The following is a 13,499-nucleotide window of genomic DNA, read 5'->3' on the forward strand; positions in this document are numbered from 1 at the left end:
AAAGCGGCGGCCTGAAACCGGCCGCCGCTGCCTTGACCTGCTGTCAGGCGGCCTTGGTGCCGCCGACGGTCAGCCCGTCGATGCGCAGGGTCGGCTGGCCCACACCAACCGGCACACCCTGGCCTGCCTTGCCGCAAACCCCGATGCCGGGATCCATGGCGCTGTCATTGCCGATCATCGTCACCTTGGTCAGCGAATCAGGGCCGTTACCGATCAGCGTGGCACCCTTCACCGCCGGCCCCAGCTTGCCATCTTCGATCAGATAGGCCTCGCTGGCGGAGAAGACGAACTTGCCCGAAACGATATCTACCTGACCGCCGGCGAAATTGGCGGCAAAGATACCCCGCTTCACCGAGGCGATGATTTCTTCCGGCGTCTTGTCGCCACCGCGCATGATGGTGTTGGTCATGCGCGGCATCGGCATATGGGAGAAGCCCTGGCGGCGGCCATTGCCGGTAGGTTTCACCCCCATCAGGCGCGCATTCAGCCGGTCCTGCATATAGCCTTTGAGAATACCATCCTCGATCAGCACGGTGCATTGGCTGGGCGTGCCCTCATCATCCACGGTGATGGAGCCGCGCCGCCCCTCGATGCTGCCATCATCCACCACGGTGACGCCGGGTGCCGCCACGCGCTGGCCCAGGAGGCCGGAAAAGGCCGAGGTCTTCTTCCGGTTGAAATCGCCCTCCAGCCCATGGCCGATGGCCTCGTGCAGCAGGATGCCGCACCAGCCAGGCCCCAGCACCACCGGCATTTCACCGGCAGGCGCCTCCGTGCTGTCGAGGTTGACCAGGGCGCCGCGCAACGCCTCGTCCACATAGCCGCGCCAGACGGCAGGGTCCAGAAACGCCTCATAGGTGCGGCGGCCGCCGGCCCCATAGGAGCCGGTCTCCATCCGGTCGCCTTCGCCCACCACCAGCGAGACATTCAGCCGGACCAGCGGACGGATATCGGCCACGCGCGTGCCATCCGCCCGCAGGATTTGCACTGCTTGCCATTCCCCGGCCAGGGAGGCGGAAACCTGCCGCACGCGCGGATCGCGGCCACGCGCATAGGCGTCGATCTCCGCCAGCAGTTTCACCTTCGCCTCAAACGGCACCAGCCCCAGCGGGTTGTCGCTGGCATAGAGCAGGTGGTTCGTGCCGATGGGGGCCTCTGCCATGCTGCCGGAATGGCCGCGATGAACGGCCTGAACCGTGGCGGTGGCACGGCGGATGGCATCCTCCGTCAGGACGGAGGCATGGGCATAGCCGGTCGCCTCATCCGCCACGGCGCGCAGGCCGAAGCCCTGGGTGGTATCGAAACCGGCACTCTTCAGCTTGCCGTCATCCCAGGCAAAGCTCTCGCTCTGGGCGTATTCCAGGAACAGCTCCCCATCATCGGCACCGTGCAGCGCCTCGCGCACCAGCGCTTCCGTCCGCCCCAGGTCAAGGCCGGCCTTTTGGAAGAAGATGTCGTCGGTCAGGGAGAGCAGGGACATGGATGGAGTCGCTTTCAAACAATAGGTTCCAGTCAGCAAGAATGGCGATCCGCGGCCTGCCGGGCAAGGGTGTCGGATGATCGCCCGTACCGCAGGGCGGAAATTTTTTCCCGCCCACTTTGGTGGCGCAAGCAGGCTGAAACCGGGTAGTTTGCCCCGTAACCCGTTACAAGTGCGACGGATTGCCCCGGTGAATGATGGCGGAAGCGTGGCAGAGCAGCTTGCCCCGCTGGCATTTTGCGCGTTATGCTCCCGGGCGATATATGGGGCCGTTAGGTCTGCATATTATACTGGATGCGTGTCCCGTATTGCAGGTGCTCGCCGGAACGATTAACCGATCGAAACGATGAGCATCGGCATAACGGTTCCGTTTCGCGCCACCGGCAGCGGAGCGGGGTGGTGGGATGTTCGGCTGACATACAAGGGGATGCCAAAATCCCCGGAACGACGAGAGTGGTGAGGGATGTTCAAACGCAAGATCGGTGCCGCGTTATCGGGCCTGTCGCTGGCGGTTTTCACCGCCGGGTCTGTGATGGCCCAGGAGGCCGCTAAGTTCGTCGGTGTGCCCGCGCCTGCCCAGTTGGGGATGCAGGAGGCGGCGTCGCCGGTGATGGAACGGCTGCATGATTTCCACAACCTGCTGCTGGTGACGATCACGGCCATTGCCCTGTTCGTCACCGCACTGCTGGTTTACGTGATGATCCGGTTTAACCGGCGCGCCAACCCGGTGCCGTCCACCACCACCCACCACACGCTGCTGGAAGTGGCATGGACTGGTATCCCGGTGATCATCCTGCTGTTGATCGCCGTTCCGTCCTTCCGCCTGCTCTATTTCATGGACAAGGCGCCCAACCCGGAACTGACGGTCAAGGTGACCGGCCACCAATGGTACTGGTCCTTCGAATATCCCGATCATGAGGGGGTGGCGTTCGATGCCCGCATGATCGAGGACAAGGATCTGAAGCCCGGCCAGCACCGCCTGCTGGAGGTTGACCAGCGCATCATTGTGCCGGTGGATACCGATGTGCGGGTGCTGGTGACCGGTGCTGACGTCATCCATTCCTTTGCCATCCCCTCGCTGGGCATGAAGAAGGATGCGGTGCCGGGTCGCCTGAACGAGACTTGGTTCCGCGCCAACCGCGAAGGCGTGTTCTACGGCCAGTGCTCGGAGATCTGCGGCACCGGCCATGGCCAGATGCCGGTCGCCATTGAGGCGGTTTCCAAGGAAGCCTTCCAGCAATGGCTGGGTCAGCAGAAGCAGGCACTGAATAACAACGGGTCCGAACCCCGGCAGCTCGCCCAGGCGGCGGGCGCCCAGTAACCGGGATCGGAGGAGAGGGTAACACCATGGGTGCTGTCAGCGGGGCGAATGCCCACGATCACCATGATCACAAGCCGGGCTTTGTGGCGCGTTGGTTGTTTTCAACCAACCACAAGGATATTGGCACGCTCTACATGTTTTTCGCGGTCATCGCCGGCGTCATCGGCGGCCTGTTTTCCGTGATCATGCGCCTGGAGCTGCAAGATCCCGGCATTCAGTACTTGACGGCTTTCTCCGCCGATATCGGCCAGCAATGGAACGTCTTCATCACCGCCCATGGTTTGATCATGGTGTTCTTCGTGGTGATGCCGGCACTGATCGGCGGGTTCGGCAACTGGTTTGTACCGCTGATGGTGGGGGCGCCGGATATGGCCTTTCCCCGCCTGAACAATATCAGCTTCTGGCTGATCGTGCCGGCCTTCCTGCTGCTGCTCTCCTCGGCCTTTGTCGGACCGGGTGCCGGGACGGGCTGGACGGTCTATCCGCCGCTTTCCAGCGCGCAGTACGACCATAGCGGCCCGTCGGTCGATATGGCGATCTTCGCCCTGCATCTGGCCGGCGCCTCGTCCATCCTGGGGGCGGTGAATTTCATCACCACCATCTTCAACATGCGCGCCCCTGGCATGACGCTGCACAAGATGCCGCTGTTTGCCTGGGCCATGCTGGTCACGGCCTTCCTGCTGCTGCTGTCGGTGCCGGTGCTGGGTGGTGCCATCACCATGCTGCTGACCGACCGTAATTTCGGCACGGATTTCTTCAATCCGGCCGGCGGTGGTGACCCGATCCTGTTCCAGCATCTGTTCTGGTTCTTCGGTCACCCCGAAGTGTACATCATGATCCTGCCGGCCTTCGGCATCATCTCCCACATCATCTCCACCTTCTCCCGCAAGCCGGTGTTCGGCTATCTGGGTATGGCCTATGCCATGGTCGCCATCGGCGTGGTCGGCTTCATCGTCTGGGCGCACCATATGTTCACCGTTGGTCTCTCGGTGGACACACGGGCGTACTTCACGGCGGCTACCATGATCATCGCGGTGCCGACGGGCGTGAAGATCTTCTCCTGGATCGCCACCATGTGGGGCGGTTCCATCAGCTTTGAAGTGCCCATGGTCTGGGCCATTGGCTTCGTCTTCCTGTTCACCGTGGGTGGGGTGACGGGCGTGGTGCTGGCCAATGGCGGCATGGATATCGCCCTGCACGATACCTATTATGTGGTGGCGCATTTCCATTATGTGCTGTCGCTGGGTGCCGTCTTCGCCATCTTCGCTGGTTACTATTACTGGATCGGCAAGATGTCGGGCCGGCAGCATCCCGCCTGGGCCGGGCACCTGCATTTCTGGACGACCTTCATCGGCGTCAATCTGATCTTCTTCCCGCAGCACTTCCTGGGCCTGGCGGGGATGCCGCGCCGGATGCCGGACTATAACGAGGCCTACCATTTCTGGCACATGGTCTCCTCTTACGGCACCTATCTGGCCTTCGCCTCCACCATCTTCTTCTGCATCATGGCGATCTACACTCTGTTCGCCGGGCGCCGGGTGACGGGCGATTACTGGGAGACGGGTGGCACGACGCTGGAATGGACCCTGTCCTCCCCGCCGCCGTTCCATCAGTTCGAAACCCTGCCGCGCGTGAAGTAAGGCGATGGGCCGGTCCCGGCTTCAGACGGGATCGGCCCTCACAAACCTTTGATACGCACTCTGCCAATCCGGTTCGATGTGAAGAGACCCCCTGAATGACCGATGGCGTGATCGACAATCAGGCACTGGACGGCCCGGCGCTCGCCGGGGGTTCCGTGCGGGACTATGTGGCTCTGCTGAAGCCGCGGGTCATGTCGCTTGTGGTGTTTTCCGGCTTTGCCGGCATGGTGGTGGCGCCCGGCCATCTGCATCCGCTGCTGGCCCTGGTGGCGGTGCTGTGCATTGCCATCGCGTCGGGTGCGGCCGGTGCCATCAATATGTGGTATGACCGCGATATTGATGCGCTGATGGACCGCACGATGAACCGGCCCATCCCGCAAGGCCGCGTGCCGGCGTCGGAGGCTTTGGCCTTCGGCATCGTTTTGACCATCGCGTCAGTCGCCCTGATGGGGCTGGCGTTGAACTGGGTGGCGGCGGGTCTGCTGGCGCTGGCGTCGGCCTTCTACATCTTCATCTATACGATGTGGCTGAAGCGGCGCACGCCGCAGAATATCGTCATTGGCGGTGCGGCCGGGGCCTTCCCGCCGATGATCGGCTGGGCGGCGGCGACGGGGGAAGTCTCCATCGCCTCCATCGTGCTGTTCGCGCTGATCTTCTTCTGGACGCCGCCGCATTTCTGGGCACTGGCCATCTTCCGCCGGCTGGATTACCAGCACGCAGGTGTGCCGATGCTGCCGGTGGTGGCGGGGGAGGCAGAAACCAAGCGTCAGATGCTGATCTACACGCTGATTCTGCTGCCGTTGGCCACTGCGCCCTATTTCCTGGGCATGGGCGGGCTGGCCTATCTGGCGGGCTCCTTGCTGCTGGGGGGGCTGTTCGTGGCCTGTGCCATCGCCACCCTGCGCAGCCAGGACCATAAGCCGGCCAAGCGCATGTTCGCCTTTTCCATCCTCTACCTGTTCCTGCTGTTCGCCCTGCTGATCGGCGACCATCTGGCAACATGAGGAGACGCATGACAATGACGATTGATGGTATCGAGATGAATCAGAAGCCCGCCCGCCGCCATGGTGCCGATACGGAGGTGCATCGTCGCCAGCGGGGGAAGAATCTGGCCACGCTGGCGGCACTGCTGGGTTTCGTTGTCCTGGTTTATTTTGTGGCGATGATTCGGATGAGCGGGGGCAGCTTCCCATGAAGCAACCCCGCACCCCGCAACAGCGTAACGCCCGGATGGCATTGGGGCTGGGCCTGCTGGTTGCCAGCATGGTCGGGCTGTCCTTCGCCTCGGTCCCGCTTTACAGCCTGTTCTGCCGGGTGACGGGTTTTGGTGGCACCACCCAGGTTGCCAAGGGCGCCTCTGAGCGGGTGCTGGATCGGGTGGTGGAAATCCGCTTCAACGCCGATGTGAATAATTCCATCGGCTGGGATTTCAAACCCGAAACCCATTCCATCCAGGTGCGTGTGGGCGAACCGGCGACCGTTCATTACCATGCGCATAACCGGGAAAACCGGGCTGTGACGGGGACGGCCGCCTATAATGTGACACCGGACAAGGCGGGCATCTATTTCCAGAAGATTCAATGCTTCTGTTTCACCGAACAACGGCTGGAAGCTGGCCAGTCGGTGGAGATGCCGGTTAATTTCTTCGTCGATCCGGCCATTGCCGATGATCCGGAACTGGATGATGTGAAGACCATCACCCTGTCCTACACGTTTTTCCGCGCTGCCGACCAGAGCGCGGCCCTGCCCCCTGCGGGGGAGGGGAATGCTGGTCGGCAAGGGGAGGCGACGCCATCCGCCGGGGCGGGGGCGGAGAGCGCCATGAAGGGCCGGCAACAATGACCTGCGCCCACGATCAATCAATGTGCGACCGAGTTCAAGAGTCGAGGGATTAGAGAGATGGCTGATATCAAGGCCCATGCTGCTGGGGGCGTTCCCACGGAAGGTATTCCCCAGCCCTATCACCTGGTCAATCCCAGCCCCTGGCCGCTGCTCAGCTCCTTTTCCGCCGGTTTGCTGGCGGTGGGGGCTGTCATGCAGTTCCATGGCCATGGCTGGTACCTGCTGGCCGCCGGCTTGACCGCCGTGCTGGGCTGCATGTTCGGCTGGTGGCGCGACATCATCAAGGAATCGGTGGTGGAAAAGGCGCACAGCCCGGTGGTGAAGATCGGCCTGCGCTATGGCATGTCACTGTTCATCGCCTCGGAGGTGATGTTCTTTGCCGCCTTCTTCTGGGCCTTCTTCGATGCCAGCCTGTTCTATGGCGAGGCCATCCAATATTCCCGCGTCGAGGCGACGGGCGGTGTCTGGCCGCCGCATGGCATCACGCCGTTCAACCCGTTCGACCTGCCGTTCCTGATGACGGTGATCCTGCTGCTGTCCGGCACCACGGTCACCTGGGCGCACCACGCCATCATTGAGAACAAGATGCCGGAAGCGGCCCGCGCGCTGGGCATTACCGTACTGCTGGGCATCGTCTTCTCCGGCTTCCAGATGTATGAATACAGCCATGCCGCTTTTGGCTTTGGCGAGAATGTCTATTCCTCGGCCTTCTTCATGGCCACCGGCTTCCATGGTTTCCACGTCTTCGTCGGTACCGTCTTCCTGGCGGTCTGCTATTTCCGCACCAAGAAGGGCCATTTCACCCCGCAGAGCCATTTCGGCTTTGAGGCGGCGGCCTGGTACTGGCATTTCGTCGACGTGGTCTGGCTGTTCCTGTTCATTTCCATCTATTGGTGGGGTGCGGGTGGCAAGTGGGTGGCGGCGCATTGATAGGCGCCGTCCCTTGGACCAGAAACTCTCTTTCCTGTTGCGCGCGGGCCTGGCTTGCCGGTGCCCGCGCTGCGGCAAAGGCCGTCTCTATACCGGCTTCATGCGGGTCGTTGACCAATGTTCAGTGTGCGGGCTGGAAATGGCCCGCCATGACAGTGGTGACGGCCCGGCGGTTTTTCTGATCTTCATTCTGGGCTTCACCATTGTGCCGGCGGCGCTGATCATCTCCTTGAAGGTGGATTGGCCGCTCTGGCTGCACGCCTTGATCTGGGTGCCGGTGATCATGGGTGCTACATTGGGGATGCTGCGCCCGGCCAAGGGCGTCACCATTGCCCTGCAATATGGTTATCGCCGCGATTCCTTTGATGGGGAAGCGGAGGAATAGCCGCCCCCGACCTTGTGAAGAAGTCCGATGTCGCGCCAGTTTCGCCCCCGCCTGATCCCTACGCTTGCCGCTTTGGTGGCGCTTGTCATTCTGGTGGGGCTGGGCACATGGCAGGTGCAGCGGCTGCACTGGAAGACCGATCTGCTGGCGCGGATTGAGGCGGGGATGACGGCGGATCCGGTGGCCTTGCCGGCCACGGTGGCCGATCCCGCCGCCTGGGATTATCGCCGCGCCTTTGTCACCGGCCATTTCCTACATGACAAGGAAGCCCTGATCGGCCCCCGGCTTTATCCGGGGCCGGATGGCCGGATGCTGCCCGGCCTGCATGTGCTGACGCCGTTGGTGCGCAGCGATGGCGGCGGCGTGGTGCTGGTGGATCGCGGCTGGATTCCCCTGGACAAGCGCGATCAGGCCAGCCGGCCGGCCGGGGAACTGGCGGGGAAAGTAACCATCACCGGTATTCTGCGCGCGCCGGAGCCGCGCGCCTGGATGCAGCCGGAAAATAACCCCGCCCAAAATGACTGGTATTGGTACGACCTGTCGGCACTTGCCCGTTTCGCCGCTGTGCCGGCCCTGGCCCCTGTGGTGCTGCAGGCCGATGTTACGCCCAATCCGGGCGGTTATCCCATCGGCGGCCGGACGATCCTGAAGGTCAAGAACGACCATCTCTCCTATGCGCTCACCTGGTATGGGCTGGCACTCACCCTGGTCGGGGTTTATCTTGCAGCGAGTTTTCGCCGCAGGAATGACCCGACCGCATGATCGACGCCTATCGCGCCCTGGAGGCCCATTTCGCCCGCCGTTCCGCCCTGCAGGGGGCGTTGGGCATCCTGAACTGGGACAGTCGCACCATGATGCCGCCCGCCGCCTCCCCGGCGCGGGCAGAGCAATTGGCGGCGCTGGAGGGGGTCATCCATGCTGCCTTGCTGGATGACAAGCTGCCGGACTGGCTGGCGGCGGCGGAGAATGCCGATCTGGATGGCTGGCAAAGCGCCAATCTGGCGGAGATGCGGCGGGAGGTGCTGTTGGCACGCGCTGTCCCCGCCGATCTGGTGGAGGCCAATGCCCGCGCCGCCTCCCACTGCGAGATGATCTGGCGCACCGCCAAGGCGGAGAAGGATTTCGCCCTGCTGCTGCCCTCCCTGCGGGTGGTGCTGGACCGCCAGCGGGAGTTGGCGGTTGCCTATGCCGGGGTGCTGGGCTGCGGGCTGTATGATGCCCTGCATGGGCAATATGAGCCGGGCAGTCGGGTGGCGGATTTCGGCCCGGTTTTCGATGAGTATGCCGCCTTCCTGCCCGGCTTTCTGGCGCGGGTGGAGGAGCGGCAGGCGACCGAACCGACCCCGGAGCCCTATGAGGGGCCGTTCCCCATTGAGACTCAGCGCCGGCTGGTCACCGAGCTGGCGGAACGGCTGGGCTTTACCGGCCGGATCGACCAGTCGCTGCACGCCTTCTGTGGCGGGGCCACGGGGGATGTGCGCATCACCACCCGCTTTGATGAGGATAATTTCTTCAAGGCATTGAAATCCAGCCTGCATGAGGCTGGCCACGCGCTCTATGAAATGGGCCGCCCGGCGGCCTGGGCTGCCCAGCCGGTCGGGCTGGCCGGGGGCCTGGGCGTGCATGAAAGCCAGAGCCTGAGCTTTGATATGCAGGTGGGGCGGCATCCGGCCTTCCTGGCCTGGCTGGCGCCGCTGCTGGCCCGCAGCTTCGGCCGGGAAGGGGAGGCCTGGTCGGCCGATAATCTGCGCCGTCGCTTCCGCCGTGTGGAGCGTAGCTTCATCCGGGTCGATGCGGATGAGGTGACCTATCCGGCCCATGTCATCCTGCGCTGGCGGCTGGAACAGGCGATGATTGAGGGCGGGCTTGATCTGGCTGATCTGCCGGAGGCCTGGAACCAGGGAATGCGCGATCTGTTGGGCGTCACCCCGCCGGATGATGCGATGGGCTGTATGCAGGATGTGCATTGGCCCTGCGGGCTGTGGGGCTATTTCCCCACCTATACGCTGGGGGCGATGATGGCCGCCCAATTGTTCGATGCCGCCCGCCAGGCGCTGCCCGATCTGGATGCACAGATCGGCCGGGCCGAGTTTGGCCCCCTGATCGGCTGGCTGGGAGAGAATGTGCACCGCTGGGGGCGCCGCTATTCACCCGGTGAATTACTGCTGAATGCCACCGGCAAGCGGCTGGATGCCGGCATTTTCAAGGCACATCTTGAGGCGCGCTATCTTTGAGCGCTGATACAGCAAGGGGGCCTGCCCGGCCCCTTGCTTTTACCCCACCGCCGGTTCGGCCATGCGGGTCAGGAAGGCGCGCAGTTCCGGGATGCCCAGGCCGGTTTCCGACGAGGTTGCCAGCACCTCCGGATGGGCGGCGCCATGCTTCTTCAGAGCCACGGCCACCTGTTCGCGGATGCGCTCCACCCCGCCGGTCTTCAGCGTGTCGGCCTTGGTCAGCACGATCTGATAGCCGACGGCGGTTTCATCCATCATCTTCATCATGTCCACGTCGTGCGGCTTCAGCCCATGGCGGGCATCCACCAGCACCAGGGCGCGTTTCAGCGTCACGCGGCCGCGCAGATAGGCGCGGATGAAATCGGTCCAGGCGGCCGACCGTTCCTTGGAGACCTGGGCATAGCCGTAACCCGGCATATCCACCAGCACCAGCCGGCTGCCCAGATTGAAGAAATTGAGCTGCTGGGTCCGCCCCGGTGTCTGACTGGTGCGGGCCAGCGTCTTGCGGCCGGTCAGGGCATTGACCAGTGACGACTTGCCGACATTGGACCGCCCGGCAAAGCAGATTTCCGGCAACACGGCTTCCGGCAAGGTGGTAGCAGCCTCTGCGCCCCAGAAGAAGTCGCATTCCCGGGCGAACAGCAGGCGGCCTGCCTCGATCTCGGCTTCCGACAGGTCGCCCATCAGGCTGGGGGTGATGGTCAGCGGTTTGGCCATGGGGGAATACTCCTTCACGCGGGGGAACAGCGGTACTTCATAAAACAAAGACCCCCGGTGCGGGACCGGGGGCGGGGAAGACTCTCTTTTCCGTCATTCCCGCGAAGGCGGGAATCCAGCAAACGCTTCAACTAAGACGGGCGGTCCAGTTTAAGCTGTTGTCTGGATTCCCGCCTCCGCGGGAATGACGGTGGTGGAGGAAAGGCAAACTCCTCCACCACCGATTTCAGCTCGCCTTCACACCCATCCGACGCATGATGAACCACTGCTGCAGGATCGACAGCAAGTTGGACCAGGTCCAGTAGATCACCAGACCGGCAGGGAAGCTGGCCATCATATAGGTGAAGATGAAGGGCAGCAGCATGAACACCTTCTGCTGCACCGGGTCCGGGTTGGACGGGTTCAGCTTCTGCTGCAGGTACATGGTCACGCCCATCAGCAGCGGCCAGACACCGATATGCAACATGCTGGGCGGATCCCACGGGATCAGGCCAAACAGGTTGAACAGGGTCGTCGGGTCGGGGGCCGACAGGTCATGCACCCAGCCATAGAACGGCGCATGGCGCATTTCGATGGTGACATACAGAACCTTGTAGAGCGCGAAGAAGACGGGGATCTGCAACAGGATCGGCAGGCAGCCCGACAGCGGGTTGGCCTTTTCCTCCCGATACAGCGCCATCATCGCCATGGACAGGGCTTCGCGGTTATCCCCGTGCTTCTTCTTCAGCTCCTCCATCTTGGGCTGGAGCTTCTTCATCTTGGCGAACGCCTGATACTGCTTGTTGGCGATCGGGAAGAAAGCCAGCCGCAGCACGACGGTGAATGCCAGGATGGCCAGACCGAAATTGCCGAAGGCACGGCCCAGGAAATCCAGCGCATGGAAGAACGGAATGGTCAGGAAATAGAACCAGCCCCAGTCAATGGCATAGTTCAGATCGGCGATGCCCAGCTTCTCACTATACTGGTCCAGCAGATTGACCACCTTGGCACCGGCGAACAGCCGGTTGGTGGTTTCCGCCGTGGTACCGGGGGCCACGGTCAGGGCCTGGGTGCCGCGGAAATCCACCTGATAGAGATCGGTGCCGACGCGCTGATGCAGCACGCGGGCCTCGATCTCCGTCTTCTGGTCGGGGATCAGGCTGACCAGCCAATATTTGTCGGTGATGCCGATCCAGCCGCCGGTCGACGACAGGGTCTCGGTCTTGCCGTCTTCCTTCAGGTTCTTGTACTTGAATTCCTTCAGCGTGCCGTTCAGCACGCCCAGCGGGCCTTCATGCAGGATATACATGCCCGATTCATGCGGGGTGCCACGGCGCTGCACGAAACCATAGGGGTAGAGGCTGACCGGTTCACCGGTCTGGTTGCGCACCCGCTCGGTGACGGTGAACATATAGTTCTCGTCAACCGCGATGGTGCGTTCAAACACCAGTCCCTGGCCATTATCGAAGCTCAGCGTCACCGGCTGGCCGGGGGCCAGCTTATCGCTGCTGGCGGTCCAGACGCTGTCACCCTTGGGCAGGGAGACGTTCTGGCCGCTGGCCGGCACCCAGCCGAATTCGGCGAAATAGGGGTCGGACGCGCCCAGCGGCGAGAGCAGCACCACTTCCGGGCTGTTCTTGTCGGTGGTGGTCTTGTACTTGGCCAGGGTCAGATCATCGATCCGACCGCCGCGCAGGCTGATGGAGCCATGCAGGCTGGGCGTGGACAGGGCGATACGGCCATTGTCGGCCAGCACGGCGGCGCGGTCGCGCGCCGTGCTGGCATCAGCGGCAGCACCCGGCAGGGCGCCCGGCGTGGTGGCGGCCGGCTGCGGCGTGGTATCGGCCTGCAGCGCCTGCTGGCGCTGGAATTCCGCCTGAGCGGCCAACTGTCGCGGCCGCTCATAGAAGAAATGGAACCCGAACAGGATCGCGATCGAAATCACGATGGTCAGGATAAGGTTCTTCTGATCCGTCATGGGTGCGTGTTCCAGGTTCCGCCAAAGGGCAAAATCGGATGGGGCCGGGGCCCCAGGTTCCTCACATGAAATGGGCGGGCAATCAATGCCCGCCGCAACAATTCCCGCCCGACCTGTGCGCCTGACGCCCCGGTGGGGACGCCCTGCTGCCCACGGGGGGTACCGGGTCATAACCCGAATCCCCCCAGGGATGGCAACGGGCGATGCGCCGCAGGGCCAGCCAACCGCCTTTGATGGCGCCATGGCGGGCCAGCGCTTCCAGCGCATAGGCCGAACAGGTGGGCTGAAAACGACAGCGCGGACCCAGCAGGGGCGAGATGAACCAGCGGTAGAAATGCACAAAAGCCCGGAGCAGCCAAGCTGCCGGGCTCATTCGCACTGCTCCTTGGCCGGCTTCGACCGGGGCGGCACACGGGGCACATCCCCCGGCGTTTCCCGCCATAGCTTCAGCCTTTTCAGGGCCTGGGCCAGATCATCTTTCAGCGCACCATAGGGGCGATGCACGGTTTCCCCCCGCGCCACCAGCACGTAATCGTGCCCGGCTTTGGCATGGGGGGCCAGCACCTCGGCCAATGCTGCCCGCAAACGACGACGGGCGCGGTTTCGTTCAACCGCGCCACCGACCTTTTTGCTGGCGGTAAGACCGATTCGGATCGCCGGCTGGCCGGGATCAGGATGCTGCCGGTCATCATGGGCGCGGGCCTGAACAATCAGGCCCGCTGTCGCCCATTTGCGCTTGGCACCCGCAACGGCCAGGAACTCAGGCCGCTTTTGCAAGCGACCGACCTTTTTCCCGGCCTTGGGTGCCATGCCAGCAAATATCCTTAGGCGGACAGGCGCTTGCGGCCCTGGGCGCGGCGCTTGTTGATGATGTTGCGGCCGGCGACGGTGGCCATGCGGGCACGGAAGCCATGACGGCGGGCGCGCACGATCTTGCTCGGCTGGAAGGGACGCTTCACGGTACTTACTCCGGTCTGGAAAACGGACGGCTTG

Annotated in this window: 15 protein-coding genes; 9 read left to right on the forward strand and 6 right to left on the reverse strand. The window is 63.3% G+C overall.

The annotated features are described in order from the left end of the window. Positions 1-43 precede the first annotated feature (43 nt). Positions 44-1,480, reverse strand: a complete 1,437-nt coding sequence (gene tldD / locus GE253_RS11705; RefSeq protein ID WP_153204295.1) for a metalloprotease TldD — start codon at positions 1,478-1,480, stop codon at positions 44-46. Positions 1,481-1,943: 463 nt separating this feature from the next. Here tldD and coxB point away from each other — a divergent pair, with 463 nt between their 5' ends. The 9 genes from coxB to GE253_RS11750 all read left to right on the forward strand — a co-directional run bounded on the left by coxB (position 1,944) and on the right by GE253_RS11750 (position 9,832). Then, on the forward strand, positions 1,944-2,801 hold the full coding sequence (gene coxB, locus GE253_RS11710) for a cytochrome c oxidase subunit II (protein WP_153204296.1): 858 nt from the start codon (positions 1,944-1,946) through the stop codon (positions 2,799-2,801). A 26-nt stretch (positions 2,802-2,827) separates the two neighbouring features. Next, the gene (gene ctaD, locus GE253_RS11715) at positions 2,828-4,441 is read left to right on the forward strand and encodes a cytochrome c oxidase subunit I (protein ID WP_153204297.1); all 1,614 of its coding nucleotides are present in this window, start codon (positions 2,828-2,830) and stop codon (positions 4,439-4,441) included. 95 nt (positions 4,442-4,536) lie between these two features. Continuing rightward, on the forward strand, positions 4,537-5,445 hold the full coding sequence (cyoE, locus tag GE253_RS11720; protein WP_153204298.1) for a heme o synthase: 909 nt from the start codon (positions 4,537-4,539) through the stop codon (positions 5,443-5,445). Between the two features lie 14 nt (positions 5,446-5,459). Then, positions 5,460-5,636 carry a hypothetical protein gene (locus GE253_RS11725; protein ID WP_211101433.1) on the forward strand — a complete coding sequence of 59 codons (177 nt, stop codon included), beginning with the start codon at positions 5,460-5,462 and terminating at the stop codon, positions 5,634-5,636. Then, entirely contained in the window at positions 5,633-6,283 is a 651-nt protein-coding gene (locus GE253_RS11730) for a cytochrome c oxidase assembly protein (protein ID WP_153204300.1), read from the forward strand. Before GE253_RS11725 ends, GE253_RS11730 begins: the two co-directional genes overlap by 4 nt. Before the next feature lie 57 nt (positions 6,284-6,340). Continuing rightward, complete coding sequence (locus tag GE253_RS11735; protein WP_153204301.1) at positions 6,341-7,213, forward strand: cytochrome c oxidase subunit 3; 873 nt, start codon at positions 6,341-6,343, stop codon at positions 7,211-7,213. Between the two features lie 13 nt (positions 7,214-7,226). Next, positions 7,227-7,598 carry a DUF983 domain-containing protein gene (locus tag GE253_RS11740; protein ID WP_247878606.1) on the forward strand — a complete coding sequence of 124 codons (372 nt, stop codon included), beginning with the start codon at positions 7,227-7,229 and terminating at the stop codon, positions 7,596-7,598. A 27-nt stretch (positions 7,599-7,625) separates the two neighbouring features. Further along, positions 7,626-8,360: an SURF1 family protein gene (locus tag GE253_RS11745; RefSeq protein WP_153204302.1), complete on the forward strand. Its 735-nt coding sequence runs from the start codon at positions 7,626-7,628 to the stop codon at positions 8,358-8,360. Beyond that, entirely contained in the window at positions 8,357-9,832 is a 1,476-nt protein-coding gene (locus tag GE253_RS11750) for a carboxypeptidase M32 (RefSeq protein ID WP_153204303.1), read from the forward strand. The genes GE253_RS11745 and GE253_RS11750 overlap by 4 nt, the downstream gene beginning before the upstream one ends. A 39-nt stretch (positions 9,833-9,871) precedes the next feature. On the opposite strand, the gene yihA is transcribed toward GE253_RS11750, so the two are convergent. The 5 genes from yihA to rpmH all read right to left on the reverse strand — a co-directional run bounded on the left by yihA (position 9,872) and on the right by rpmH (position 13,465). Next, positions 9,872-10,549 (reverse strand): ribosome biogenesis GTP-binding protein YihA/YsxC, encoded by a 678-nt coding sequence (gene yihA / locus GE253_RS11755; RefSeq protein ID WP_089287365.1) that lies wholly within the window; start codon positions 10,547-10,549, stop codon positions 9,872-9,874. A 226-nt stretch (positions 10,550-10,775) separates the two neighbouring features. Next, positions 10,776-12,506: a membrane protein insertase YidC gene (gene yidC / locus GE253_RS11760; protein ID WP_153204304.1), complete on the reverse strand. Its 1,731-nt coding sequence runs from the start codon at positions 12,504-12,506 to the stop codon at positions 10,776-10,778. Between the two features lie 82 nt (positions 12,507-12,588). Next, positions 12,589-12,879 carry a membrane protein insertion efficiency factor YidD gene (gene yidD / locus GE253_RS11765; protein ID WP_153204305.1) on the reverse strand — a complete coding sequence of 97 codons (291 nt, stop codon included), beginning with the start codon at positions 12,877-12,879 and terminating at the stop codon, positions 12,589-12,591. Beyond that, positions 12,876-13,316 carry a ribonuclease P protein component gene (gene rnpA / locus GE253_RS11770; RefSeq protein ID WP_153204306.1) on the reverse strand — a complete coding sequence of 147 codons (441 nt, stop codon included), beginning with the start codon at positions 13,314-13,316 and terminating at the stop codon, positions 12,876-12,878. The genes yidD and rnpA overlap by 4 nt, the downstream gene beginning before the upstream one ends. A 14-nt stretch (positions 13,317-13,330) precedes the next feature. Then, complete coding sequence (gene rpmH / locus GE253_RS26230; RefSeq protein ID WP_089287361.1) at positions 13,331-13,465, reverse strand: 50S ribosomal protein L34; 135 nt, start codon at positions 13,463-13,465, stop codon at positions 13,331-13,333. Positions 13,466-13,499: the final 34 nt, after the last annotated feature.

The organism is Niveispirillum sp. SYP-B3756, assembly GCF_009495745.1.
In the GTDB taxonomy this organism is placed as follows: Bacteria; Pseudomonadota; Alphaproteobacteria; order Azospirillales; family Azospirillaceae; genus Niveispirillum.

What these genes read in the sequence shown, in the direction of transcription:
- GE253_RS11730 (WP_153204300.1), top strand. Translation starts at nt 5,633, where the DNA reads ATGAAGCAACCCCGCACCCCGCAACAGCGTAACGCCCGGATGGCATTG.
- GE253_RS11735 (WP_153204301.1), top strand. Translation starts at nt 6,341, where the DNA reads ATGGCTGATATCAAGGCCCATGCTGCTGGGGGCGTTCCCACGGAAGGT.
- GE253_RS11745 (WP_153204302.1), top strand. Translation starts at nt 7,626, where the DNA reads ATGTCGCGCCAGTTTCGCCCCCGCCTGATCCCTACGCTTGCCGCTTTG.
- yidD (WP_153204305.1), bottom strand. Translation starts at nt 12,879, where the DNA reads ATGAGCCCGGCAGCTTGGCTGCTCCGGGCTTTTGTGCATTTCTACCGC.
- ctaD (WP_153204297.1), top strand. Translation starts at nt 2,828, where the DNA reads ATGGGTGCTGTCAGCGGGGCGAATGCCCACGATCACCATGATCACAAG.
- yidC (WP_153204304.1), bottom strand. Translation starts at nt 12,506, where the DNA reads ATGACGGATCAGAAGAACCTTATCCTGACCATCGTGATTTCGATCGCG.
- cyoE (WP_153204298.1), top strand. Translation starts at nt 4,537, where the DNA reads ATGACCGATGGCGTGATCGACAATCAGGCACTGGACGGCCCGGCGCTC.
- GE253_RS11750 (WP_153204303.1), top strand. Translation starts at nt 8,357, where the DNA reads ATGATCGACGCCTATCGCGCCCTGGAGGCCCATTTCGCCCGCCGTTCC.
- GE253_RS11725 (WP_211101433.1), top strand. Translation starts at nt 5,460, where the DNA reads ATGACGATTGATGGTATCGAGATGAATCAGAAGCCCGCCCGCCGCCAT.
- tldD (WP_153204295.1), bottom strand. Translation starts at nt 1,480, where the DNA reads ATGTCCCTGCTCTCCCTGACCGACGACATCTTCTTCCAAAAGGCCGGC.
- coxB (WP_153204296.1), top strand. Translation starts at nt 1,944, where the DNA reads ATGTTCAAACGCAAGATCGGTGCCGCGTTATCGGGCCTGTCGCTGGCG.
- rnpA (WP_153204306.1), bottom strand. Translation starts at nt 13,316, where the DNA reads ATGGCACCCAAGGCCGGGAAAAAGGTCGGTCGCTTGCAAAAGCGGCCT.
- yihA (WP_089287365.1), bottom strand. Translation starts at nt 10,549, where the DNA reads ATGGCCAAACCGCTGACCATCACCCCCAGCCTGATGGGCGACCTGTCG.